This is a genomic window from Curtobacterium sp. MCBD17_040 (assembly GCF_003234805.2).
In the GTDB taxonomy this organism is placed as follows: domain Bacteria; phylum Actinomycetota; class Actinomycetes; order Actinomycetales; family Microbacteriaceae; genus Curtobacterium.
In genome coordinates, this window is record NZ_CP126273.1 from 3,037,272 (window position 1) to 3,061,670 (window position 24,399).

The 24,399-nt window shown below is 71.8% G+C and carries 23 protein-coding genes; 8 read left to right on the forward strand and 15 right to left on the reverse strand.

Annotation, left to right across the window (positions count from 1 at the left end; all coding sequences use genetic code 11):
• Positions 1 to 2: 2 nt before the first annotated feature.
• The 5 genes from DEI94_RS14220 to DEI94_RS14240 are packed head-to-tail and all read right to left on the reverse strand — an operon-like array spanning position 3 to position 6,411.
• Positions 3 to 959, reverse strand: a complete 957-nt coding sequence (locus DEI94_RS14220; protein WP_220038765.1) for an ROK family protein — start codon at positions 957 to 959, stop codon at positions 3 to 5.
• The gene (locus tag DEI94_RS14225; protein ID WP_111025729.1) at positions 956 to 2,677 is read right to left on the reverse strand and encodes a dipeptide ABC transporter ATP-binding protein; all 1,722 of its coding nucleotides are present in this window, start codon (positions 2,675 to 2,677) and stop codon (positions 956 to 958) included. Before DEI94_RS14225 ends, DEI94_RS14220 begins: the two co-directional genes overlap by 4 nt.
• Positions 2,677 to 3,597, reverse strand: a complete 921-nt coding sequence (locus tag DEI94_RS14230; protein WP_111025730.1) for an ABC transporter permease — start codon at positions 3,595 to 3,597, stop codon at positions 2,677 to 2,679. Before DEI94_RS14230 ends, DEI94_RS14225 begins: the two co-directional genes overlap by 1 nt.
• 43 nt (positions 3,598 to 3,640) lie before the next feature.
• The gene (locus tag DEI94_RS14235) at positions 3,641 to 4,600 is read right to left on the reverse strand and encodes an ABC transporter permease (protein WP_111025731.1); all 960 of its coding nucleotides are present in this window, start codon (positions 4,598 to 4,600) and stop codon (positions 3,641 to 3,643) included.
• Positions 4,597 to 6,411 carry a peptide ABC transporter substrate-binding protein gene (locus DEI94_RS14240; protein ID WP_111025732.1) on the reverse strand — a complete coding sequence of 605 codons (1,815 nt, stop codon included), beginning with the start codon at positions 6,409 to 6,411 and terminating at the stop codon, positions 4,597 to 4,599. Before DEI94_RS14240 ends, DEI94_RS14235 begins: the two co-directional genes overlap by 4 nt.
• Before the next feature lie 245 nt (positions 6,412 to 6,656).
• On the opposite strand from DEI94_RS14240, the gene DEI94_RS14245 reads away from it, so the two are divergent.
• From DEI94_RS14245 to DEI94_RS14260, 4 genes are read left to right on the forward strand one after another with little or no spacing between them, the layout of a single operon-like run.
• Positions 6,657 to 7,838, forward strand: a complete 1,182-nt coding sequence (locus tag DEI94_RS14245) for an ROK family transcriptional regulator (protein WP_111013063.1) — start codon at positions 6,657 to 6,659, stop codon at positions 7,836 to 7,838.
• On the forward strand, positions 7,828 to 9,408 hold the full coding sequence (locus DEI94_RS14250) for a M81 family metallopeptidase (protein ID WP_111025734.1): 1,581 nt from the start codon (positions 7,828 to 7,830) through the stop codon (positions 9,406 to 9,408). The genes DEI94_RS14245 and DEI94_RS14250 overlap by 11 nt, the downstream gene beginning before the upstream one ends.
• Positions 9,405 to 10,199 carry a copper homeostasis protein CutC gene (locus tag DEI94_RS14255; protein ID WP_258377936.1) on the forward strand — a complete coding sequence of 265 codons (795 nt, stop codon included), beginning with the start codon at positions 9,405 to 9,407 and terminating at the stop codon, positions 10,197 to 10,199. The genes DEI94_RS14250 and DEI94_RS14255 overlap by 4 nt, the downstream gene beginning before the upstream one ends.
• Before the next feature lie 27 nt (positions 10,200 to 10,226).
• On the forward strand, positions 10,227 to 11,420 hold the full coding sequence (locus DEI94_RS14260; RefSeq protein WP_111025912.1) for a MalY/PatB family protein: 1,194 nt from the start codon (positions 10,227 to 10,229) through the stop codon (positions 11,418 to 11,420).
• Positions 11,421 to 11,495: 75 nt separating this feature from the next.
• On the opposite strand, the gene DEI94_RS14265 is transcribed toward DEI94_RS14260, so the two are convergent.
• On the reverse strand, positions 11,496 to 12,176 hold the full coding sequence (locus DEI94_RS14265; protein WP_111025735.1) for a hypothetical protein: 681 nt from the start codon (positions 12,174 to 12,176) through the stop codon (positions 11,496 to 11,498).
• A gap of 215 nt (positions 12,177 to 12,391) precedes the next feature.
• Between DEI94_RS14265 and DEI94_RS14270 the strand changes: the two genes are divergently transcribed.
• Both DEI94_RS14270 and DEI94_RS14275 read left to right on the forward strand, forming a co-directional pair.
• Complete coding sequence (locus DEI94_RS14270; RefSeq protein ID WP_258370124.1) at positions 12,392 to 12,838, forward strand: MarR family winged helix-turn-helix transcriptional regulator; 447 nt, start codon at positions 12,392 to 12,394, stop codon at positions 12,836 to 12,838.
• A gap of 81 nt (positions 12,839 to 12,919) precedes the next feature.
• Entirely contained in the window at positions 12,920 to 13,342 is a 423-nt protein-coding gene (locus DEI94_RS14275; RefSeq protein ID WP_111025736.1) for an organic hydroperoxide resistance protein, read from the forward strand.
• A gap of 69 nt (positions 13,343 to 13,411) precedes the next feature.
• Here the strand turns inward: DEI94_RS14275 and nagB are convergent, their stop codons facing one another.
• Positions 13,412 to 14,212 carry a glucosamine-6-phosphate deaminase gene (gene nagB / locus DEI94_RS14280; protein ID WP_111025737.1) on the reverse strand — a complete coding sequence of 267 codons (801 nt, stop codon included), beginning with the start codon at positions 14,210 to 14,212 and terminating at the stop codon, positions 13,412 to 13,414.
• Between the two features lie 225 nt (positions 14,213 to 14,437).
• Between nagB and DEI94_RS14285 the strand changes: the two genes are divergently transcribed.
• Positions 14,438 to 15,961, forward strand: a complete 1,524-nt coding sequence (locus DEI94_RS14285) for a hypothetical protein (RefSeq protein WP_111011531.1) — start codon at positions 14,438 to 14,440, stop codon at positions 15,959 to 15,961.
• Positions 15,962 to 16,102: 141 nt separating this feature from the next.
• Complete coding sequence (locus tag DEI94_RS14290; protein ID WP_111025740.1) at positions 16,103 to 16,582, forward strand: NUDIX hydrolase; 480 nt, start codon at positions 16,103 to 16,105, stop codon at positions 16,580 to 16,582.
• Between the two features lie 3 nt (positions 16,583 to 16,585).
• Here DEI94_RS14290 and DEI94_RS14295 read toward each other — a convergent pair whose 3' ends face one another.
• From DEI94_RS14295 to DEI94_RS14330, 8 genes are all read right to left on the reverse strand, one after another.
• A complete protein-coding gene (locus DEI94_RS14295) occupies positions 16,586 to 17,989 on the reverse strand; it encodes an MFS transporter (RefSeq protein WP_181441716.1) in 1,404 nt (467 codons plus the stop codon).
• 119 nt (positions 17,990 to 18,108) lie between these two features.
• Entirely contained in the window at positions 18,109 to 18,405 is a 297-nt protein-coding gene (locus DEI94_RS14300; protein WP_111011534.1) for a HigA family addiction module antitoxin, read from the reverse strand.
• Between the two features lie 13 nt (positions 18,406 to 18,418).
• A complete protein-coding gene (locus tag DEI94_RS14305) occupies positions 18,419 to 18,700 on the reverse strand; it encodes a type II toxin-antitoxin system RelE/ParE family toxin (RefSeq protein ID WP_111011542.1) in 282 nt (93 codons plus the stop codon).
• A 160-nt stretch (positions 18,701 to 18,860) separates the two neighbouring features.
• Positions 18,861 to 19,934: an ABC transporter ATP-binding protein gene (locus DEI94_RS14310; protein ID WP_111025742.1), complete on the reverse strand. Its 1,074-nt coding sequence runs from the start codon at positions 19,932 to 19,934 to the stop codon at positions 18,861 to 18,863.
• Entirely contained in the window at positions 19,931 to 20,878 is a 948-nt protein-coding gene (locus tag DEI94_RS14315) for an ABC transporter permease (RefSeq protein WP_111010717.1), read from the reverse strand. Before DEI94_RS14315 ends, DEI94_RS14310 begins: the two co-directional genes overlap by 4 nt.
• Entirely contained in the window at positions 20,875 to 21,825 is a 951-nt protein-coding gene (locus tag DEI94_RS14320) for an ABC transporter permease (protein WP_111025743.1), read from the reverse strand. Before DEI94_RS14320 ends, DEI94_RS14315 begins: the two co-directional genes overlap by 4 nt.
• 3 nt (positions 21,826 to 21,828) lie before the next feature.
• Positions 21,829 to 22,989, reverse strand: coding sequence for an ABC transporter substrate-binding protein (locus DEI94_RS14325; protein WP_111025744.1), 1,161 nt, complete (start codon positions 22,987 to 22,989; stop codon positions 21,829 to 21,831).
• A gap of 172 nt (positions 22,990 to 23,161) precedes the next feature.
• Positions 23,162 to 24,346 (reverse strand): TIGR03364 family FAD-dependent oxidoreductase, encoded by a 1,185-nt coding sequence (locus tag DEI94_RS14330; RefSeq protein ID WP_258377937.1) that lies wholly within the window; start codon positions 24,344 to 24,346, stop codon positions 23,162 to 23,164.
• Positions 24,347 to 24,399: the final 53 nt, after the last annotated feature.

A 24,399-nucleotide genomic window follows, 5' to 3' on the forward strand; every position in this document is an offset into this window, starting at 1 on the left:
GGTCAGCCGGCCAGGAGCGCCCGGGCGCGCGACGCCGCACCGAGCGCCACCGCGTCGCTGCCCAGCCGGGCCCGCTCGACCCGGACGACGGCGCCGCTGACGGGGGGTTCGGCCTCGAGTGCCCGGCGCATCGGCGGCTCGAGCAACGCCCACGCGGCGGACACCCCGCCGCCGATGACGACGGTCCGGACGTCGAGGATCCCCGCGGTCAGGAGGATCGCCCGCGCGAGCCCCCACCCGGCGGCGTCGAACACCGCACGGGCGTCGGCGTCGCCGGCCTCGGCAGCGGCGGCGACCTCGTGCGCGTGGCGGGCCCAGCCCGTGCGCTCGGCGTAGCGCGCGCTGATGCTCCGCGCGGACGCCAGGGTCTCGAGGTGCCCGCGCTGCCCGCAGGTGCACCGGGCGTCGCCGAACCCCGGGACGTGACCGATCTCGCCGGCGGCACCACCGGGCCCGTCGTACAGCTCGCCCGCCAGGATGAGTGCGCCGCCGACCCCGGTGCCGAGCGTCATGCCGAGCACGTCGCGCTCCCCCGCCACGGCGCCGGCCGAGACCTCGCCGCGGAGGAACGCGTTCACGTCGTTGTCGAGGGTCGCCGGGACGCCGAGCGCGGCCTCGATCGCCGCGGTCACCCCGAAGCCGGCCCAGCCGGTGAACGAGTCGCCGGTCACGAGCACGGTGCCGCTCGCCGCGTCGACGACACCGGCCGCGCCCACCCCGACGCCGATGAGCGTGCCGTGCTGCCGCGTGAGCAAGGCGCCCACCGCCGCGACCGCCGCGCGGACGATCGCAGCGCCGCCATCGTGCGCCGGTGTCGGGACGTCGGTCCGGTCGAGCACCACGAGGTCCTCGGTGCACAGCAGCACCTTCGTGTTCGTGCCGCCGACGTCGATCCCGGCGAGCAGGCGACGTGGCGCATCGGTCGGGAGGGCCGGGGCCGCGGTGTCCGTGCGGCTCACGCGCGTTCCCCCGGGACCGGTCCTCCGGAGCCGGCGGCGAGCGCCGCCTGTCGCTCCGACCGTCGGCGGCGCTGGAGCACGGGGTCCGGGACCGGCACGGCCGCGAGGAGCCGACGCGTGTAGTCGGTCTCGGGGTGCAGCAGCGTCCGGCCGGTGGGGCCCTGCTCCTCGATCCGCCCGCCGCGCATGACGACGACCCGTGCGGCGAAGTGCTGCACGACGGCGAGGTCGTGCGACACGAACAGGCACGCGAACCCGAGGTCGTGCTGCAGGTCGGTGATGACCTCGAGCACGGCCTCCTGCACGCTGACGTCGAGGGCACTCGTCGGTTCGTCGGCCACGAGGAGCTTCGGCCCGAGCACGAGGGCCCGGGCGAGACTGACGCGCTGCCGTTGTCCTCCCGAGAGTTCGCGCGGAGCGCGTCCGGCCAGGGCACGGGGCAGCCGGACGGCGTCGAGGGCCTCGGCGACGAGGCGGTCCCGTTCGGCACCACCCATGCCCCGGCGGTGGACGCGGAGCGGCTCGGCGATGCACTCGCCGACCGCCATCCGGGCGTCGAGCGACGCGACCGGGTCCTGGAGGACCACCCCGATCCCGCCCTGGAGGGCCCGTCGTGCACGCCCTCGCGTCCGGCGGAGGTCCTGGCCGAAGAGCGCGACGGTCCCGGAGGTGGGCAGCACGAGGCCGAGCGCCACGCGCGCCGCGGTCGACTTGCCCGACCCGGACTCGCCGACGAGGCCCACGGTCTCCCCCGCGTGCACGCGGATGTCGACCCCGGCGAGGGCCTGGACAGCGCGGCGGCCACGACCGAAGGCGACCCCGACGTCCCGCAGGTCGACCACCGGAGGCGTGCCGTCCCTCCCGACCGTCGACGGGTCGTCGGGGACGGGCGCGGGCCGGTCCGGATCCGCCACGAGGAGCCGCGGCACAGCGGCGAGGAGCCGCTTCGTGTACTCGTGCTCCGGTCGGAGGAGGACCTCCTCGACGCTGCCCGTCTCGACGATCTCGCCCTGGAGCATGACGGCGACGCGGTCGGCGAAGTCGGCGACGACGCCCATGTTGTGCGTGACGAGCAGCACCCCGGTGCCGGTGTCGACGGCGAGGCGGCGGAGGAGTTCCAGGATCTCGGCCTGGACGGTCACGTCGAGTGCGGTGGTCGGTTCGTCGGCGATGAGGAGCCGCGGTTCGTTCGCGATGGCCATCGCGATGACGACGCGCTGCCGCTGGCCGCCCGACAGCTGGAACGGGAACGCGGAGGCGCGCTGCTCGGGGTCGGGGATGCCGACGCGGCGGAGCAGGTCGACGGCCTCGCGAGCGGCGTCGGCCGCGGTGACCCGCCGGTGGTTGCGGATCACCTCGGCGATCTGGGCGCCGATCCGGGTGAGTGGGTCGAGTGCGGTCGCGGGTTCCTGGAAGACCATCGACACCGTCCGGCCACGGAGTGCCGCGAGCGACGGCTCGGACGCGCCGACGACGTCGGTCCCGCCGACCGTGGCTCGGCCGCTCGGCGTGGCGTTCGGGGCGAGCAGGCCCATCGCGGCGAGCGCGATCGTGGACTTGCCCGATCCGGACTCGCCGACGAGAGCGAGCGTCTCGCCCGGTCGGACCTGGAGGGACACCCCGCGCACCGCGGGCACGGCGCCGGTCTCGGTGGCGAAGGTGACGTCGAGGTCCTCGACGTCGAGGATCGGCACGGTCGTCTGGGTGGTCGTCGGCATCAGCCGCGTCCTCTCGCGTCGAAGGCGTCCCGGAGCCCGTCGCCGATCGCGTTGAACGCGCAGACGACGAGGATCACGGCGAGGCCGGGCGGCAGGATGAGCCACCACCGGCCCGAGTACGCGGCGGTGAGGCCCGCCGAGAGCATGCCACCCCAGTCGGTCGCGGGTGGCTGCACGCCGAGGCCGAGGTAGGACACGTAGGCGACGAGGAGGATCGCGTCGGCCACCTGGAACGTCGCGGCGACGACGATCGTCGACACGGAGTTCGGGAGCACGTGACGCATGACGGCGCGGGCGTGGGTGCCGCCGATCGCCCGGAGCGTCAGGACGTAGTCGCGGTTCTTGAGCGTCAGGGTCTCGGCTCGGATGAGGCGCGACGGCACGAGCCACGACACGAGGCCAAGGATCACGATGAGCCCGAGGACGTCCGGCGTCGAGATCGCCGAGATGACGAGCAGGATGAACAGCGCGGGGATGGCGATGCCGGCGTCGACGACGCGCATCATGACCGCGTCGACCCATCCGCCCGCGTACCCGGCGATCGCACCCCAGAGCGTGCCGATGACGGTGGCGAGCAGCCCGGCGGCGAGACCGACGAGGAGCGACACGGTCCCGCCGTACATCAGGCGACCGAGCTCGTCGTGGCCGACGGCGTCGGTACCGAGCATGTGTGCGCCGCCGGGCCGGAGGTTCGCCTGCGACAGCGTGGTGTGCGTCTGGTCGGTCGGGTACACGAGTGGGCCCACGAAGCAGAACAGCACGAACAGGACGACCACGACGAGGCCGACGACCGCGAGCCGGTTGCGGAGGAACCGGCGCAGCGCGATCCGGAAGCCGGTGGCACCGACGACCTCGACGGCGGGCCCGGCGGCGGAGTCCGGGCTCAGTGGTGTCTGCCCGGGTTGGAGGACGGCGCTCATGCGGGACCTGCCTTGCTTCGGGGGTTCGGGGACCGGTCGCCGGTCATGCCGTCGCCGCCCTGACGCGGGGGTCGACGATCGACTGGATGACGTCGGCCAGGAGCGTGCCGACGACGGTGGCCACGGAGATGACGAGGACGCAGCCGAGGAGCACCGGGTAGTCGGACGACTGCGCGGCACTCCAGAACAGCAGGCCCATGCCCGGGTAGTTGAAGAGCTGCTCGACGACGAGCGATCCGCCGAAGAGCACCGGGACGTAGTACCCGAGCATCGCGATCACCGGCGTGAGCGAGTTGCGGAGGACGTGCCGTCGGAGGATCGCACCCTGTCGCGCGCCGCCGGCCCGCGCGGTGCGCACGTAGTCCTCCTGGAGGTTCTCGAGCGTCGACGACCGCATGTACCGACTGAACACGGCGACCATGGCGGCGGCACCGGTCACCACCGGGAGGACGAGACCGGCCGGGTCGGCGAAGACCTCGGCGAGCGTGTTGCCGTTCGGGGCCTGCGAGGGGAACCACGGCAGGACCTGGCTGAACACCACGATGACGACGAGCCCGAGGAAGAACACGGGGGTGGAGTACGCCACGAACGCGAGGGTCGTGACGACGTAGTCGACCGGCTTGTTCCGCCGGACGGCCTGCCACATGCCGAGCGGGATCGCCACGGCGAGCGCCACGACGGCCGACAGGATCGTCAGCACCAGGGTCTTCGGCAGTCGCTCGACGATGAGCTGCGTGACCGGCTCGTTCAGCGTGTACGAGGAGCCGAGGTCGCCGCGGAGCAAGGTACCGAGGTAGTAGACGTACTGCACGACGAGGGGCTTGTCGAGGCCCTGCTCGCGGTTGAACTGCGCGATCTGCAGGCTCGTGGCCTTCGCCCCGAGGATCCCGCGAGCGGGACCCCCGGGGAGCGTGTGCAGCAGGCAGAACACGATCACGGTGACGATGAACACCACGATCAGGGCCTGCAGCACACGCCGGGCGATGTAGAGCGCAGTGGTCACTTGCTCCACTTCCACTGCGCGGGGTGGAAGTTCGCCAGGGAGTCCTGGTCGAACCCGGTCAGGCCCTTCTTGACGACCGAGATCTGGTAGTCGGGGCTCGGCAGCCAGATCACCGGCAGGTCCTTCGCGACCGTCGCGCTGTAGTCCTGCACCGCGCTCGAGTCGGTCGACGTGGTGCTGGCCGAGATGAGCTGGTCGACCTGCTTGTTCGAGTAGTTCCCGAAGTTCGCGCTGCCGGCGGTCTGGAACAGCGAGTCACCGGTCGGGTACGCGTTGAAGTACCAGCTCCCGGCGGTCCCGAAGAACGACAGCTGCCACTTGCAGATGTCCTGGTCGGCGGTGCACTGCGGCGTCTGCGACAGGACCGTGTTGACCGGGGCGGTCTTGATCGAGAACCCGATGCCGGTCTTGGCGAGCGAGGACTGGATCGCGCTCATCATGTTGTCCGTCACGGTCGAGCCGGACTGCGACAGCACCTGCATCTGGAACTTCGTGCCCTTGGCGACGCCGGCCCCGCACTGCGAGCTCCCGGACCCGGCGTCGGTGCAGACCATCGTGCCGTTCTGCTCGGTCCAGCCGTGGCTCGTCAGCAGGGCCTTCGCCTTGCTGCTGGAGTACGGGTACGGGTTGTCCGTCTGGGTCGACGAGACGAAGTCGGACTTCTGCGCCTGCGGGACCGGCCCGTAGCCCGGCGTCGCGGTGCCGTTGAACACGACCTTGGACAGCTGCGGCTGGTTGATCGACATCTGCACGGCCTGACGGGCGTACAGCTGCTGGTACACCGGACCCATGGTCGGGTTGTGGAAGTTGTACGGCATGTACGTGATCGCCCACCCGGTCCACGGCTCGACCGAGTAGCCCTTCGACGTGAACGAGGCCTTCTGGTCGATGTCCGAGGGACTGATGTAGCCGTAGTCGACGGAGCCCGAGCGGAGCGCGTTCGTCTCGGCGTCGCTCGTGGTGAACGGCAGCAGGTCGACCGTCGTGATCGAGGGCTTCTCGCCGCCGTCGTACTTCTTGTTCGCGGTCAGGACGACCTTGCCCGAGGTCGAGAACGAGTCGATCGCGTACGGGCCGGAGATCGTGGTCCAGAGCTTGTTCGAGTCGTACCCGGAGATGTCCTTCGCCGCGGCGTTGAGGAACTTCCACACCTGCTTCGCACCCGCGGTCGTGCGGTCGGCGTCACCCACCGAGCCGTTCGCGCTCGTCTTGTCCCAGGCGTGCTGCGGGAGCGGGGTGATGAGGCTCAGCTCGTTCGCGAGCATCCACTGCTCGTTGTAGGCCTTGTCGAACGTGATGGTGAAGTGCCGGTCGTCGATCGTCTTCAGGGACGTCCAGTTGTCGGGCGCCTTGCCCTCGTTGTAGCTCGCCCAGTCGGCCTTGTTCGCCTTGATCACGTTGAACCAGAACTCGACGTCGCGCGAGGTGATCGCCTTGCCGTCGCTCCAGTGACGGTCGCCGAGGGTGATCGTGACGCTCTTGCCGTCCGAGGCGAAGTCCGCGGCCGTGGCGATCGAGCCGGCCTTGTTCCAGGCGATCTTGCCCGTCGAGCCGTCGTACGCGATGAGGGGCTCCCAGAGCGACGACGCGATCGACCCGTTGTTCGTGTTGAGGTGCGCCGCGGTCCCGATCGGCAGGATCCAGTTCGGCGTGAAGTTCGCGGGCAGGGCGTAGTCGATGGTGTCGGAACCCGACGACGCGCTCGATCCGCCGGAACCGGCGCAGCCGGCGAGCAGTGCGGACGCGGCGACTGCCACTCCCGCGACGAGCGCCCAGGGGCGGCGGGACCGCCCTGTGCGTGCTGTGGACATGGTGTTCTCCTTCGAACGGGGCCGGTCGGCACCAGGGGTGGAAGGGGGATCGGGAGGGGTGGCGCGTGCTGCTGCACAGTCAAGGGCCTGACGAGGTGGAGAAAGAAGTCCCGCCGTGTAAAAACTGCGTTTCTGCGGAACTGCGGAAAGCCAGGGCGACAGCGCTAGGCCGTACACTCGCCACCACCCCACCCTCGATGGAGATAGTTCGACCATGTCTGGAGAAAGTCCCCGGGATCGGTCCCGTGGCTGAGCTCAGTGCCCGTGTGCTCGAGCTCATCGCCTCGGGGCAGGCGACCAGCCGCACCGAGATCGCCACGCACCTCGGCGCCGCGCCGTCGACCGTGTCGCTCACCGTCGGGCAGCTCATCGCGAACGGCCTCGTGGCCGAGGAGGGCACCCGCTCGTCGACCGGCGGACGCCCCCGGAAGGTGCTCCGCCTCGGGGGCGTCGACGAGTACGCGCTCGCGGCGGACCTCGGCGGCACGCACGCCCGGGTCGGCGTCGTCCTGCCGGGCGGTGGCCTCAGTGACGTCCGCACGATCCCCTTCGCCATGGTCGACGGGCCGCGCCCCGGGCTCGAACGCCTGGCGGAGGTGCTCGAGGAACTGGCCACACGCCGGGGTCGGAGCGCGCTCCGCGGCGTCGGGCTGAGCCTCCCGGGCCCCGTCGACGTCGAGGCGGGCGTCGTCGACCTGCCGAGCCGCATGCCGGGCTGGAACGGGTTCCCCGTCGCCGCCTGGCTGGCCGAGCGGTTCGGGGTCACGGCGGCCGTCGACAACGACGCGAACTGCATGGCCGTCGGCGAGCACGCGGTGCAGCCGCCGGAGCGTCGCCAGGCGATCATGGTGAAGGCGGGCTCGGCCATCGGTGCGGGGATCATCGCCGACGGCCGGCTCTACCGGGGTGCGACCGGCGCGGCCGGGGACATCACGCACGTGCGCATCGACGCGGCCGGCGACACCCCGTGCTCGTGCGGCAACACCGGGTGTCTCGAGACGGTGGCGTCGGGCGCGGCCCTCGTGCGCATCCTGCAGGAGTCCGACGTCGACGTGGCCACCACGCAGGACGTCGTCGCGCTCGCGACCGACGCCCACCCGGCCGCGACCCGCGCCGTCCGCCGTGCGGGCAAGTACCTCGGCGAGGTGCTCTCCGCCAACGTCAACTTCTTCAACCCCGACGCGGTGTACCTCGGTGGCATCCTCTCGACCGTCGAACCCTTCGTCGCGGCCGTGCGCAGCCAGCTGTACGAGGGGTGTCACCCGCTCGTCACCCAGCACCTCACCATCGAGCGGGCATCGCTCGGGGCCGACGCCGGCCTCGTCGGCGCCGGGCAGTTCGCCCTGCAACGCGCCCTCACCGCCACCCTCGACGCCGTCGCCGGCGCATCCACCACCAACCACCACCGGAGGATCCGTGTCCCCTGAACCCAGCCCGTCCCTCCCGGTCATCGCCGTCGCCGGACTCGGCATCGAGTCGTCGACGTTCTCACCGGCCCGGACGCTGGCCCCGGCGTTCCACCCGCTCCGCGGCGACGAGGTCATGGACCGGTACCCGTTCCTCCGCGCCGGGCAGCCGCTCCGCGAGGCCGCCCGGTGGCGCGGTGCGCTCGTCGGCAAGGCACTGCCCGGCGGGATCGTCACGCGGGACGCGTTCGAGGAGCTCGCCGGCGAGATCACCACCCGGCTCGACGCCATCGTCGGCAGCGGGGCGATCGACGGCCTCTGGTACGACATCCACGGCGCGATGACCGTCGAGGGCCTCGACGACGCCGAGGCGGTGCTGCTCGCACGGATCCGCGAGGTCGTGGGCCCGGACGTGATCGTGTCGACGTCGATGGACCTGCACGGCAACGTGTCGCGGGAGCTGGCCCACGCCTCCGACCTCATCACGTGCTACCGGATGGCGCCGCACGAGGACGCCCTCGACACGAAGGAGCGGGCGGTCCGCAACCTGGTCGACCTGCTGGCCGCGCAGCCGACCCTGCCGTCCGCCACCGACGCCGCCGACGGCGGGGCCGCCCCGCGCGTCCGTCCCGTGAAGGCGTGGGTGCCGGTGCCGGTGCTGCTCCCCGGCGAGCAGACCTCGACGCGGATCGAGCCCGCCGCGCACATCTACGCCGGCGTGCCGGAGGTCGAGGCCACCGACGGCGTCGTCGACGCCGCGATCTGGGTCGGGTACGCGTGGGCCGACGAGCCACGGAACCGCGCCGTCGTCGTGGTCACCGGGTGGGACGAGGACGCCGTCACCGCGGGCGCCGAACGCCTGGCCCGGAGCTTCTGGGAGGCCCGCGAGGACTTCGCGTTCGTCGCGCCCACCGGCTCGTTCGCCGAGTGCCTCGACGCCGCGCTGGCCTCCGACGCCCGCCCGTACTTCATCTCCGACTCGGGCGACAACCCGACCGCCGGTGGCGCGGGCGACATGACGTGGGGCCTCACCGAGCTGCTCGCCCGACCCGAGTTCGCCGAACCGAGCGGTCCGACCGTCATCTACGCCAGCGTCCCCGGACCGGAGGCGATCCGTACCGCCGTGGGAGCCGGCGTCGGCGCGACCGTGACCGTCACGGCCGGGGCTGAGGTCGACGACCGGCACGCCGGACCCCTGACCATGACCGGGCGGGTGCACGCCATCCGACACGGCGATCCGGACGCCGTCACCGAGGTCGTCCTGCAGGTGGGCAGCGTGTTCGCGATCCTCACGGAGCTCCGGAAGCCGTACCACCACGAGCACGACTTCACCGACCTCGACCTCGACCCGCGGTCGGCTGACGTCGTCATCGTCAAGATCGGGTACCTCGAGCCCGAGCTGTACGACATGGCGGCCGACTGGATGCTCGGCCTCACCCCCGGCGGCGTCGACCAGGACCTCGAGCGACTCGGCCACCGGCGCATCCGCCGCCCGATGTTCCCGTTCGACCGCGCCTTCCCCGCCGAGCCGGACATGTCGGCGCGCATCCTGCCGGCCTCGAACGTGCCGCTCACCGGACCGGACGAGTGAACGACCGGCAGCCGACGTCGGCAGCCGTGGTCGGGCCTCCCGGCCGGGAGGCCCGACCAGCGCTCGAGATCGCGGTCACGTCCGCCGCGGGTGCGGTGGTCGCGCGCGATGGCGGCGCGGACCGCGTCGAGCTCTGCACGGCGCTCGAGCTCGGCGGCGTCACCCCGGCGCAGGGACTCGTGGAGGCCGTGGTCACCGTCGGGATCCCCGCGCACGTGCTCGTGCGGTGTCGGCCGGGTGACTTCGTGTACGACGAGGACGAGATCGCCACGATGATGCGCGAGGTCCGGGCGGTCGTGGCCTCCGGCGCGCGGGGCGTCGTCGTCGGGGCGCTCGGGCCGGACGGGATGCTCGACGTCGCGACGATCGCGCGGCTCCGGACCGCGGCTCGGGACGTCCGGGCCGATGTCGAGGTCACGGTGCACCGCGCGATCGACCACGCCGCGGACCCGATCGCCGCCGCCGCGACCCTGCCGACGCTCGGCGTCACGCGGGTGTTGACGTCGGGTGGCGCCGCGACCGCGCCGCAGGGCCTCGCGACCATCACGCGGATGGTCGCCGCGGCCGGTCCGGTGCAGGTCATGGCGGGGAGCGGCGTGGCACCGCAGGACGTCCCCGCGTTCGCGAACGCGGGTGTGGCGGCCGTGCACCTCTCGGCGAAGCGGCTCGTGGCCGGGCGTGGGACGCGAGCGAGTCGCGTACCCATGGGCGTCGCGGGCGAGGACACCCACCTGGCCACGGACCCGGCCGTCGTGGCGGCGGCGCGGGCCGCGGTCGACGCGGTGCGCTGACGCCGGGGTTGCTGCCAGGCTGTGGGCATGAGCCTGATGATCTCGCCCTTCGACGCGCGAGCGACCCGTACCAGTGGCAAGTACACCGACTTCCCGCCGGACGTGATCCCGATGTTCGTCGCCGAGATGGACTGCACGCTCGCCGAGCCCGTCCGCGATGCCATGATCGCGGCAGTGCAGGGTGGCGACACCGGGTACCTGGGATCGTCTCGGGAACTGCCGGACGCGTTCGCGGACTTCGCCGAGCGGCGGTGGGGGTGGCGCGTCGAGCCGGACCTCGTGCACACGACCACCGACGTGTCCGTCGCAGCGGTCGAGGTGCTCCGGCAGGTGACGGAACCCGGTGACGGCGTCGTCGTCATGCCGCCCGTGTACCCGCCGTTCTGGGAGTTCGTGGACGAGGCCGGTTGCGTCGCGGTGGAGGTCCCGCTCCTGCCGCCGTCGGACGCCGACGACGACGCGACGCCGTTCCCGACGACCGCCGGCTGGCGGATCGACCTGGACGGGGTGCGCCGCGCGTTCGCCGACGGGGCGCGCACGGTGCTGCTCTGCAATCCGCACAACCCACTCGGTCTCGTGCACAGCCGGGAGGCCCTCGCCGCGTTGGCCGCGCTCGCCGCGGAGTGGGACGCGGTCGTGGTGAGCGACGAGATCCACGCGCCGCTCGTGCACAGCGACGCGGTCTTCACGCCGTTCCTCGCAGCCTCGGACGACGCGGCCCGGGTCGGGGTCACGGTGACCGCGGCGAGCAAGGGATGGAACATCGCGGGGACCAAGTGCGCCATGATGATCGGCGCCTCGGACCGAGCCGCTGCGTGGTTCGACGCGCTGCCGCGCGAGGTCGAGTGGCGGACGAGCATCCTCGGGTACCTCGCCAGCACGGCGGCCTACCGTGACGGCGAGCCGTGGCTCGAGACCCTGCTCGGCGAACTCGTCGCGAACCGTCGTCTGCTCGCCGAGCTCCTGCCCGAGGTGGTGCCGGGGGCGCGCTACCGGCAACCGCAGGCGTCGTACCTGGCGTGGCTGGACCTCCGCGGCACGCCGTGGGGTGACGACCCCGCGACGCCGCTCGTCGACGCGGCACGGGTCGCACTGGGCCACGGACCGGAGTTCGGCACGCCCGGCATCGGGCATGCCCGGCTCAACTTCGGGTGCTCCGAGGAGACGCTGCGCGAGGCCCTCCGCCGGATCGGCGACGCGACGGCCGGCCTCGCGCGCTGACCCTCGGACACGACGACGGGCCCGGCGCGTGTGCACCGGGCCCGTCGTCGTCCGTGCCCCGGAGGACCGGGAGTGTTACTTGATCTGCGCCGTGATGGTCGCGACACCCACGAGGAGGTTGCCCTTGACGGCGGTCGTGCCGAACGTCTTGTCGAGCAGCGCGGCGGCGTCCGACGACACGTGCACGGTGGTGCCGGTCAGGATCGCGTCGTCGCCCTGGAGCTTCAGCGGCTTGAGCGTCCCACCGTGCAGGGCGAACAGGTAGGCCTGCGTCGCGGCGGGCTTGCCGTTGACGAGCACGTCACCGTAGAGCTTCGAGCTGCCGGGGTTGACGGTGAAGTTCTCGAGCGTCACGGTGGTCGAGCCGCCCTTGAGGGTCAGGCCCGAGCCGTCGTGCTCGATGAGGCCCTGCACGTAGGGGCGGTAGTCGCTCTTCGGCGACCAGTAGACGACGCTGCCGCCGGTGATCGGGAAGGAGACGGTCGACCCGGACAGCTTCGCCGAACCGCTGACGCCCGGGGTGAGCTTCAGCGAGGTCAGCGCGCTCATGAAGCCGCTGTCGAGCGCGACCGCGGTGTCGCCGCCCTTGATCTCGGGGACGGCTGCGGCCGGGGCCGGGATCTTCGACGACGACGACGCGGCGAGGTGTACGGCGGGGGCCGCGGCGTTCGCGGCGCTGACGCCGAAGCCGCCGAGCCCGGCGACGAGCGCTCCAGCGGTGGCGATGGTGACGGTGGTCTTGGTGAATCCACGCATGATGACTTCTCCCTTGCTGTGGGCACGCCGAACACACCCTGATTGAGGGTGGAGAACCAGCCGCAGGTGGCCGGTGAGCGCTTCGAGCATTTGCTCGGTCTGTGCAGGTAGTTCGGCGCCCCCACGGAGGTGGATTGGTCGGCCTCGGAGCAATTCTCCGATCGCTCGGATGGGGTTCGGCTGCTCGCAACTGTATTGCGTGCAATACTTGGGTCATGGACACGCCTGCCCCCGTCGACGAGATGGTCTGCTTCGCGATCTACGACGCCGCCCGGGCGACGACCCAGGCGTACCGCGCACTCCTCGCCCCCTGGGGCCTCACGTACCCGCAGTACCTCGTGCTCGTCCTCCTCTGGGACCGCGGCCCCCTGACGGTCGGCGCGCTCGGCGACCACCTCGATCTCGACTCCGGCACGCTCTCACCGTTGCTGCGGCGCATGGCGGACGCGGACCTCGTCACGCGTGAACGCAGCCGCGCCGACGAACGGGTCGTCGAGATCGCGCTGACCGACCACGGCCGGGCACTGCAGTCCGACCTCGCCCACGTGCCCGGGTGCATCGCAGGCGGGATGGCGATCGACCTCGACACGGCACGTGGACTCATCGACACCCTGCACCGCGTCACGGCGGGGATGCAGGCGACCACGGCCGGCGCACGCTAGCCGCGCCTCCCGTCCGGCCCGGCCGGGAGGCCCCACCCACCCCCGTCACGCGCCGCGTGACGACCACGAACAGGAGACACCATGGACGCCCTCTACACCGCAGAAGCCCTCTCGACCGGCGAAGGCCGCAACGGCCACGTCCGGACCACCGACGGCACGCTCGACCTCGACATGGCGATCCCGAAGGAGATGGGCGGCTCGGGCGCCGGCGCGAACCCCGAGCAGCTGTTCGCCGCCGGGTACGCCGCCTGCTTCCACTCCGCGCTCCAGGGCGTCGCCCGGGCACAGAAGGTCTCCGTCACCGACACCACCGTCGGCGGCCGGGTGCAGATCGGCGCGAACGGGCAGGGCGGGTTCCAGCTGGCGGTCCACCTCGAGGTCGTCATCCCCGGGATGGAGCACGACGCAGCACAGGCCCTCGCGGACGCGGCGCACCAGGTCTGCCCCTACTCGAACGCGACGCGTGGCAACATCGAGGTCACGATCAGCGTCTCGGACGACTGACCCCACCTCGACGCCGCACGGTCCACTCCCCACCGCCACGAACCGCGGTGGGGAGTGGACCGCTGCGGATCAGCGTGCCGGCGTCGCGTCGAAGCGCTGCCACGCCGGCTTGTTCGCGAACACGTGGCGGTAGTAGTCGGCGAGCTGCAGCTGTGCGGCGGCGGCCTCGTCGACGATGACCGTCGCGTGTTCGTGCAACTGCAGGGCGCTCCCCGGCACGAATGAACTCACCGGCCCCTCGACCGCGCCCGCGACGGCGGCGGCCTTGCCCTCGCCCTGCGCCACGAGCACCAGCTCCCGCGCCTCGAGGATCGTGCCCAACCCCTGCGTCATGCAGTGCATCGGCACCTCCTCCACGGAGTCGAAGAACCGCGCGTTGGCCGCGCGCGTCGCCGGCGCGAGCGTCTTGATGCGCGTGCGGGACGCGAACGAGGACGTCGGCTCGTTGAACCCGATGTGCCCGTTCGCGCCGATCCCCAGGATCTGCACGTCGATACCCCCGGCCGCGCGGATCGCGGCGTCGTACTCCTTCGCCGCGAACTCCAGGTCCGCCGCACGACCGTCGGGGACCCGGACCCGCGCGGGGTCGAACCCGAGCGGACCGACGACGTCGCGGGCGATGACACTGGCGTAGCTCTCCGGATGCTCCAGCGGGATCCCGACGTACTCGTCGAGCGCGAACCCGCGGGCCTGGGCGAACGAGATCTCCCCGCCCTGCACCCGCCGCGCGAGGTCGGCGTAGATGTCCTGCGGACTCGACCCGGTGGCCAACCCGATCACGGCGGACGGCTTGCGGGACACGACGGACGCGATCTTCGCAGCGGCCATCCGGCCGACCTCGACCGCTGTGGGCAGGATGATGATCTCCATGACGGGCCCAGCCTATGCGGCCTGATCCTCCCGTGACGCGGTCCATCGGGGAGCGTCGCCCGCGACCGAGCAGCGCTGCCCGCGGCGGGTCGCTGACCCCAGAACGGGTGCATGGCTGGACGGATGTTCCGCCAGCGGCCCCTTACCGCTACGCTCCGAGCACGCCCGACATTCTCGGTCGATTCACATGTCCGCATCAGCGGACCGAAAACTGGGGGAACACCCGTGCACCGCAGCACCTCCGGCACCCGACGCGCCTGCGCCGTCGGCACCACCATCGCCCTCGTGGGGCTCACCACCGGCCTCGGCGTCTTCGGCGTCCAGACGGCGTCGGCCGACACGCTCACCGACACGACGACCGCGACCGCTGCCGCGACCGCTCCGGCCACGCCGGGCACGGACCAGCCGTCGCCGAGCAGCTCCGCGTCGCCGACGGCCTCGGCCACGCCGACCGACGCCCCGACCGCGACGGCGGGGACGGCCGCTCCGGCTCCCTCGAGCACCCCGAGCCACCACCCCGCGGCCACGCCGAGCGCATCGCGCGCGACGGACCCGAGCAGCACCGCGAGCCCGGCCGTGCCGACCCCGGTCGCCGCCCCGACGGTGACGCTGAGCACCACGGCCCCCACGGTGGGGAAGCCCCTGACCGCGACCGTGACGGGCTTCACCGGCACCCCCACGTTCACGTGGACGAACAGTGCGGGTACGACGCTCCAGACCGGGACCTCGGCCTCCTTCGTGCCGTCGGCGGCCGAGAACGGCACGACGATCACCGTCACGGCAGAGGACACCGACGGGGACAGCGCGACCGTGACCTCAGCGGCGGTCACCGACCCCGCCGAGTTCTCCGAGCACACCTCGCAGAGCGACCCGCTCGAGCTGTCCGTCGTCGCAGGCCAGAGCCTGTCCCACGTCTTCAGCGCCGCTGGCGACCCCACCCCGACCTACAGCGTCGGCTGGTTCTACCAGGACGACGCCGACGCCGCCGCTGACGACCCGACCTACACCCCGGACACGCAGCTTCCCGACCACACCACCCTGTCAGCGGACGGCACGCTCAGCGGCACGCCGGAGTTCGCCACCACCTACGACTTCACCGTCGTGGCGGACAACGGCAGCGGTACGTCGACCGAGTACGTCGAGGTCAACGTCGAGGCCGCCGCAGCGTACGGCGTCGAGGTCTACACGACCGACAAGGGGAAGATCGACGACGACACCACGACCTCGTGGATCATCGACCCGGACGGCCACATCTCGACCGAGGTCGACACGGTCGTGGAGCAGGACCCGGACGGCAGCACCTGGGCGGTCGGCACGATCACCGACGGCGGTACGCCGACGATCCACCAGGGCGGCACCCTCGTCGTCGCGGGTGGCCTCGTCGACCAGTACGGCAACGAGGTCGACGAGGCAGACGGCACCTTCGTCGAGCCGACCGTCACGTCGGACTACGCCTCCGACGTGGTCAAGGCGGACGACGACCTCGGTGGCACTGACGTCACGTTCCCGCACGCCTCGACCCACCACCTCACCGTCTCGGCCGACGCGTTCAGCACGGCGTTCCCCGTCGAGGTCGTCCCGAACGCGGCGACCGTCGCGGCGATCACCCCCACGGCCACGACCGCCACGGGTGAGCTCGCGTTCACGGGCTCCGAGACGACCCGGGCCCTGCCGTGGGCCCTCGGTCTGCTCATGGCCGGCCTCGGCGTGACCGGTCTCCGGATCGCTCGCCGGCGCACGCAGCGCTAGTCGGTCCTCCCGTCCCGCGGTCCGCCGCAGGACGGGAGGCACGGCGCGGGGCCCGTCGTCCACATCGGACGGCGGGCCCTTCGTCGTCCACAGGCCGTCCGGGACGCCCGCCCGCTGCCACCCTGGTCGTACGGTGGGGGCATGCCCACTCCCGAGTTCGTCCTGGCGCTCCGCGAGAAGGTCGGGACCGACCTGCTCTGGCTCACGGGCGTGACCGCCGTCGTGCTGCGGGGCGACGGCGACGAGCAGCAGGTCCTCGTCGTCCGCCGTGCCGACACCGGAGCATGGACACCGGTGACCGGGATCATCGACCCCGGCGAGGAACCCGCGGTCGCTGCCGCGCGCGAGGTCCTGGAGGAAGCCGACGTCGTCGCCGTGCCGGAGCGACTGGCGATGGTGCAGACCCTCGCGCCGATGACCTACCCGAACGGCGATCGTGCGCAGTACATCGACATCGTGTTCCGGTTCCGGTGGGTGTCGGGCGAGCCGTTCCCGGCGGACGGCGAGAACACGGAAGCTGTCTGGGCGCCGCTGTCGGACCTCCCGGCCATGTCGGACGACATGCGGAGTCGGGTGGCAGCCGCGCTGCGCGACGATCCCGCCGCGGTGTTCCGGACCTGAGTCTCAGCGTCCGAGCGGCACAGCCGCGGTCACCCGGAGCTTGACGGCGGACAGGATCGTCGCAGCGGCCGCCGCCACCACGGCGACCCACAGCACGGCGCTGGCAGCGGACGACTGCGCTGCCATCGACCCGGCTGCGGCGCCACTCACCACGAGTGCGATGCTGACGACGGCCGACCCGGCGGACTGCCCGACGGTTCGGTTCGTGTTGAGGACGGCCGATGCACTCGCGGCGTAGCGGAGGGGAGCGGCGGCCATCATGTCCCGGTTGTTCGGGCTCTGGAACGTGCCGTACCCGAGGCCGCACACGGCGGTGGACAGGAGCACGAGCCAGATCGGCGGCGCGGACCCGAGCAGCGCGAGCATGACGAGGCCGATCGTCAGGACGACGAGGCCTGTGAGGGCCAACACCGCCGGACGGACCCGGTCGGCGATCCGCCCGGACAGCGGTGCCACGACGACGATCACGAGCGGCCACGGCGTGAACAGGAGCGCCGACTCGAGCGGGCTCGCCCCGTACGCGGTCTGGAACAGGAACGGCAGGGCGACGAACGCGATGCCCTGCCCCAGGAACGACGCCCACGCCGTGCCGACCGTGAGACTGAACGGGCCGGTGAACAAGCCGAGCGGGATGAGCGGCCGGGCGGCCATCCGCTCACGACGCACGAACAGCACCACGCACACGGCACACACGACGAGGAGCACCAGCGCGTGCCAGAGGGTCGCGACCGCGGCGAGCTGTCGGACGCCGACGAGCAGCGCGGCGATCGCTCCCGCGGCCCAGACGGCACCGGGCCAGTCGTAGTCGCCCCGCTCGGGCACGCCCTTCGGCAGGACGACGAGCGCGAGCACGAACGACGCGACACCGATCGGCACGTTGATGAGGAAGAGCCACGGCCACGGGAGTGCGGCGAGGATCAACCCTCCGAGCGTCGGTCCGGCCGACGTCCCGATGGCGACCGTCATCGCGTTGAGCCCGAGTGTCTGCCCGAGGCGCTCCGGCGGGAACAGGCGCCGGATCAGCGGGATCGCCACGGCGAGGACCACCGCGGACCCGATGCCCTGGACGACGCGGAACGCGACGAGGACCGCCAGCGTCGGCGCGAGCGCGCAGCCCAGGGACGCCAACGTGAACACGGGGACGCCGATCAGGTACAACCGGCGGCGACCGATCTGGTCGCCGAGCGCACTCGTGGCCGGGACCGAGCAGGCGACGGCCAGGAGGAACGCGGTCGCGACCCACACGGTCTCGGACGGCGCCACGTGGAGATCGGTCGCGAGCTTCGGCAGGGCGACGTTGACGATCGAGGTGTCGATGGTGCCGGTGAGGGTCGACAGGAGGATCGAGACGAGCGCCAGGGTCCGCCGCCGGGCGCTGAGGGTGGGCGCGGCAGCGGAGGAGGTCACCGTCGCTAGCTTAGCTTTGCGAACTATCTGGATCGTCAGCTACGGAAGGTCCTCACCCACCGCGGATCGCCCGGTCCTCCAGCTCGGCATGATCTCCACGAGCGGTACGACCTCCGACGTCACGCCGGGATGAGCCGTTCGACCCGGGCGAGTTCGTCGTCGTGCTCGTCGTGCTCGACTTCGATGTCGTAGTCGTTCTGGATGTTGAGCCAGAATCGCTCGGACAGCCCGAACGCCTGCGACAGCCGGAGCGCAGTGTCGGTGGTGATACGGCGCTTCCCCCGGATGACCTCGCTCAGCCGCGTCTGCGGTAGCCCGGTCGCCTGCGCGAGTCGGTACGCCGTGATGCCGAGTGGCTCGAGGAACTCGGTCCGCAGGATCTCCCCGGGTGTGATCGGGTCATGTGCTTTCGACATCAGTGTTCCTTCGCTAGTGGTAGTCGGCGATGTGGACATCGGAGGGTCCTGCGGCCGTCCAGACGAAACAGATCCGGTACTGATCGTTGACGCGGATCGAATACTGCCCCTCGCGGTCGCCGGACAGCTTCTCCAACCGGTTGCCGGGCGGAATCCGCAGATCGTTGATGGTCTCCGCTGCATGGAGCAGACGGAGCTTCTTCTGAGCGGACCGCTGCAGGTCCGGACCGAGACGCCGAACGTGTTGCCGGAGCCAGACTTTCCGAGTCAGCTCGTCCCCGAACGACTGGATCACGACCACATGATATCGGCTTCCGATAGTGACGTCCAACAGTAGTACTTTATCGCGGACTCTCTCGCCGACACAGGGCGCTCCGGCGGTACGGCGTCGATGGCCCGCAGCACAGCGGACGGGAGGCGCCGCACCCGATGACACCGCGCCTCCCGGGCGCAGTTCAACCGAGCGGCGCCACCGCGACCGGCGTCCCGAGCAGGCGGACGTGGACCTCGTCGCCGGGAACCGGCCGCTGCGCAACGTCGTGCTGGACGACGAGCGCCGTGCCGTCGTCGAGTCGGAGGGTCGTGCGGCGGACCGAGCCGAGGAAGCTCGACGTGAGGACGGCGCCGGACAGGCCGCCGTCCGGGGCGAGCATGACGTCCTCGGGGCGGACGTAGGCGGTCACGGGCCCGTCGTCGAGGGTGCGGTCGATGCTCGGCAGCGAGAACCCGTACGTGAACACGTCGCCTCCGCGGAGGTCCCCGCGGAGCCGGTTCGACTGACCCACGAAGTCCGCAGTGAACGCCGTCGCGGGCCGCATGTACAGCTGCTCCGGCGTTCCGATCTGTTCGATCCCGCCCCCGTGCATCACGGCGATCCGGTCCGAGACGGCGAGCGCCTCCTCTTGGTCGTGGGTGACGAACAGCGTCGTGATGCCGAGTTCGGTCTGGATGCGACGGATCTCGTCGCGGAGCGTCACCCGCACCTTGGCGTCGAGCGCTGACAACGGCTCGTCGAGCAGGAGCACCCGGGGCCGCGTGACGAGCGCTCGGGCGAGCGCGACGCGCTGTTGCTGCCCGCCGCTGAGCTGGTGCGGATAGCGGTCGGTGAGGTCCGCGAGGTGCACCATGTCGAGGGCCTCGACCACACGGCGGCGCCGGTCGTCCGCGGGGACCTTCCGTATCTCGAGACCGAAGGCGACGTTCTGCCGGACGGTCATGTGCGGGAACAGTGAGTACTGCTGGAACACCATCCCGATGTCCCGTCGCTCCACCGGCACGGCCGCGACGTCCTGGCCGTCGATGCGGATGGCGCCGGCGTCGATCACCTCGAGACCCGCGAGTGCCCGGAGTGCGGTGGTCTTGCCGCACCCCGACGGTCCGAGCAGCGAGACGAACTCCCCCGGCTCGAGTCGGAGCGAGAACCCGGTGAGCGCGGTGTGGGCGCCGTAGGACTTCACGACACCGTCGAGCTCGACGGTGGCCCCACTGCGGTTCGCCGTCGTGGGGGTGGGCTGGGCGGTGCGGGTCATGCGGGCTCCTGGGAGGTGGGGGCGGCGACGGCGACACCGTCGAGGACGTGCGAGCGCAGGGCGGCGTCGGCCGGGCCACTGGACCCGGTGCCCGTGCTCCCGGCACCGGACGCGCCGCCTGCTCCACGACGGATGCGGCGCGCGCCAGGTCGGGCCGACCCGACGCGGCCGATCACGACGAGCAGGACGAACCCGAACACGAGCGCGGCGAGCGAGAAGATCGCCGCGACGAACGGGTCCGTCTGCTGGATGAGCACGAGCGCCGTCTGGAAGGTCGTCCGCGACAGGAATGACGCGAGCGTGTACTCGCCGAGCACGACCGTGACGGTGAGGAAGCACGCGGCGAGGATGCCGCGGCGCAGGTTCGGCAGGAGCACCCGCATGACGACCGTCGCCCAGCCTGCCCCGAGTGATCGAGCGGCCTCGGCGAGCACGACGACGTCGACCGTGGTGAGTGCGGTGGCGATGGGCCGGAACGCGAACGGCAGGCTGATCACCCCGATCGCGAAGGCGAGCGTCCACGCACCCGACCCGAGGACCTGCGCGATCACCTGGTACACGGGGACGAACCCGACGACGAGCACGACGGTCGGCACGGTGATCGGCAGGATGCACACGAACTCGAGCGCGCGCCGGAGCCGGGGGTACCGGAGTGTCGTGACGATCTGGGCGGGCAGGAGCACGAACAGGACGATGCCGACGGTGATCGCCGCGATGACGAGCGAGTTCACGAGGCCGTCGAACAGGGGCTGGTACGTGGCCCGGTTGACCGGATCCGCGAGCGCCGTGTAGTGCGACAGTGTCAGCCCGGCCCCCGCACCCTGCCGGAGGGTGAACTGCGCCAGCGCGACGATCGGCACCGCGAACACGAGCCCGACGACGACCAGGACGACGGTACCGACCGTCTTCGAGGGTGCGGGGCCGTACCCGCGTGCCGAACTCATCGCTGCCACCGCGAGGCGCGACGCTCGAGCGCGGAGTACCCCGCCATCACGGCGACCATGACCACGACCATGCCGAGCGCCAGCACCCCGGCGACGTTCTGCACGCCGACGATGGTCTCGCTCGTGAGTTCCTGGCGGATCGTCAGCGGCACGATGCCGCCCTGGGCGATGAGCGCCGCGGCCGTGGCGTACGACGAGAACGCGTTGGCGAACAGGAGCAACAGGCTGCCCCAGAACGCGGGTGCGAGCACGGGGATCGCGATCCGGCGCCAGTACACGGACCGGGAGGCCCCGAGCGTCACCGCCGCCTCGCCCCACTGCACGCCGAGGCCCTCGAGCGCCGGCATGAACGTCAAGACCATGAGCGGCACCTGGAAGTAGAGGTACGGCACGACGAGTCCAGCCACCGTGTAGAGGAACGGGCCGTTCGCGTTGATGTCGATCCCGACGCCGCGGAGCCAGACGGTCACGATGCCCTGGACGCCGATCGTGGCGATGAACGCGAAGGCGAGCATGACCCCTCCGAACTGGGCGAGGACGCTCGCCGCGGCGTCGACCATGGACCGGACGAGCCCGTCGGGGCGGAGAGTCGTCAGCGCCCAGCACACAACGGCACCGATGGCCGCGCCGAGCACCGCCGACGCTGCGGACAGCCCGGCCGAACCGGCGAAGGCCTGTAGGACCGCCGGATCGGTGAACGCCCGGAGGTTCGCGAGCGTGGGGACGCCCGCGGCGGTGGAGAACCCGCTGGCGACCGCGATGACCGCGGGAACGGCGAGGAAGAGGAGCACGTAGAGCGCGAACGGGGTGAGACCGAGCCACGCGACGCCGCGGCGCCGAGGTCCTCCCCCGGCGCCGCGGCCTGCGGTGGTCAACCCCCGCGCGGCGCCGTGTGCCTGCGCCGCACGGGGCAGCGTGGTGGTCGTGGTCGCGTCAGCGGTGGCCATGGGTCAGCGGACCGTCGAGGACCACTTGCTGGTCAGCAGGGTGGCCGCGGTCGCCGCCTCCGTGCTCGACAGCTGGACGAGGCTCTTCGGTGCGTCGCCGACCTTCGCCAGGACGGCCTTGTCGACCGTGCCGTTCTTCTCCATCGCGGCGAGCGTGGCGGGGTACGCGCCGGACGCGAGGTACAGGTTCTGCACCTTCGGGCTGTAGATGTACTCCTCCCAGAGGCGCGCGGCCGCCGGGTGCGGCGCGTCGACGTTGATCGCCTGGTTGTAGTAGCTGCCGAGCGCGGTGCCCTTCGGGATCACCGTCTTCCAGTTCGGGTTGCCGGCCGATCCGCCCGCGGGCCCCCACGCGAGGTTGTTGTACGACCACTGCACGACGACCGGGGTCTCACCCGAGTTGACGGTGGCCTGCGTCGGCAGGACGTTGAGCATGTTGCCCGCGGCCTTGAGCTTGCCGAAGTACTCGATGCCCGGCTGGATGTCCTTCGCCGAGCCGCCGTTCTCGAGCGCGGCGAGGTAGACGGCGCTGGCGGCCTCGTTCGCCTGCGTCGGGTCGCCCTTGATCGCGACCTTGCCCTTGTAGGCGGAGCCGAGCAGCGACTTCATGCTCTTCGGTGCCGTCGGGACGGCCTTGGCGTCGTACCCGATGGACATGAGGCCGGTGTAGTCGTAGTACCACCCGCCGTCGGCAGCCTTGTCCGCCGTGGGGATGTCCGCCCAGTTCGCGACCTTGTACGGCGCGACGAGGTCGAGGTTCTGGCTGAGGACCGCGGTGCCGATGTCGAAGACGTCGGGGGCGGTGGACTGGCCCTTCTGCGACTTCGCCGCGGAGACCTCGTCGGCGCTCGAGCCGTTCGGGTTCGCGGAGTTGATCGTGATGCCCGGGTACTTCTTCTCGAACCCGGCGATGATCTTGCCGTAGTTGGCCCACGAGGGCGGCAGCGTGATGACGTTGAGCTGTCCCTCCTTGTCGGCCGCCTTGACGAGGGCGTCCATGCCACCGTTCGACGACGCGGACGTCGCCGTCGACCAGTCACCGGAGGCCGAGGCGGATCCGGACGAGTCGGTGGTCGCGGCGCTGCTCGTGGTGGAGCAACCGGTCAGGGCGGCGAGTGCCGCGGCGGCCAGCGCGATGCCGGCGGATGAGCGCTTGGAGAGCACGGGTGTTCCCTTCCTGGGGGCGACCAGCCGTTCACTGTGGGACGGGTGTGGGAGTCGGAACGTGGGGTACCGGCCGCTGGACGAACGTCATCGTGACCCGGGGCGGTGACGCACTCGTGCCCCGTCCGTGAACGGATGGGGAACAGCGCGTGCGTGTCGGGGACCGCGGCCGTCAGACGGGCGCGGGAAGCGCCTCCAGGCCGGCCCACGTGCGGGCCGCGAGCCCGTGCGAGATCGTCATGCCCACGCCACTCGTCACGCTGACGACCGTGAGCCCGGGCGCGGGGTGGGCGACGAGGTACGGCTCGGGCGCGTGCGCGTAGACGCCCATCCAGCGCTGCCGCACCCGGAGCCCTCCGACCCCGAGCAGCGTCGCGACGTCCTGGAGCAGGGTCGCGCTGACGCCCTCGTCGAGGAACGGGTCGAGCGTGAGGTCGTACCGGTGACTGTCCCCGACGACCAGGCTGCCGTCCGGCCGCTGCGTCAGCATGACGTTCGCGTCCATGGCGACGAGGTCCGGTCGTTCGCGCGTGATCTCCTGCCGGAGCACGGTCGCCGCGGCGGTCTCGGCGAACGCGGGGTAGCGGAGCATGCTCGTGCCGGTGAGCACGGCCGGGGTGATCGACAGCCCGGTGGGCGGTTCCACGAGTGCCATCTGCAGGCCGCAGCGACGGATCCCGTGCTGCTCGGCGAGGTCCGGGTACAGCTGGTCGACGTCGTGCCCCACGCAGACGATCGTGCGGTCCGCCCGGACCGTGCCGCGCGAGGTGCGGACGAGGCCGTCCTCCCATCCGAGGTAGGCGGTGCCCCACCGGAACGTGACACCGCGCGACGCGAGCAGTGCGGCGAGCCCCGCGACGGCAGCGCGCGGGTCGACGCGGACGTCGTCACGGAGGAACGCCCCGCCGACGATCGTCGGGTCGCCGACCCCACCGATCCGGTCGACGGTCTCCGGAGCGGCGAGGAGCCGGACCTGACCCGACTCGCGCGACGCGGCCAGCTCCTCCAGGACCGCGAGTTCGGCCCGGCTCCGCGCGACGGCCACCGCGCCGGATGCGACCGCGGGGAAGCGGCCGTCGTGGGCGTGCCGGAGCCACCGCTCACGGGCGGCGAGCGCCAGCTCGAGCATGTCGCCCGACTGCGCCGTCACGCACGCGTGCCCGAAGTTGCGGACCGAGGCGCCGGTGGCCCGGTGGTCGCGCTCGACGACGAGCACCCGGAGCCCCCGGTCGAGGGCCTCGGCGGCGTGCGCGAGGCCGATGACCCCGGCCCCGACGACCACCACGTCGTACCGGTCGGGCCGGCCGCCCGAGGCGGTGGAGGCGGTGTCGTGCAGGTCGGGCGTCGTCGTGTCCACGGCCCGATCCTGTCCGCGAGCGCCAGCATCGCAGGACCGTCCGCGGCGGCGTT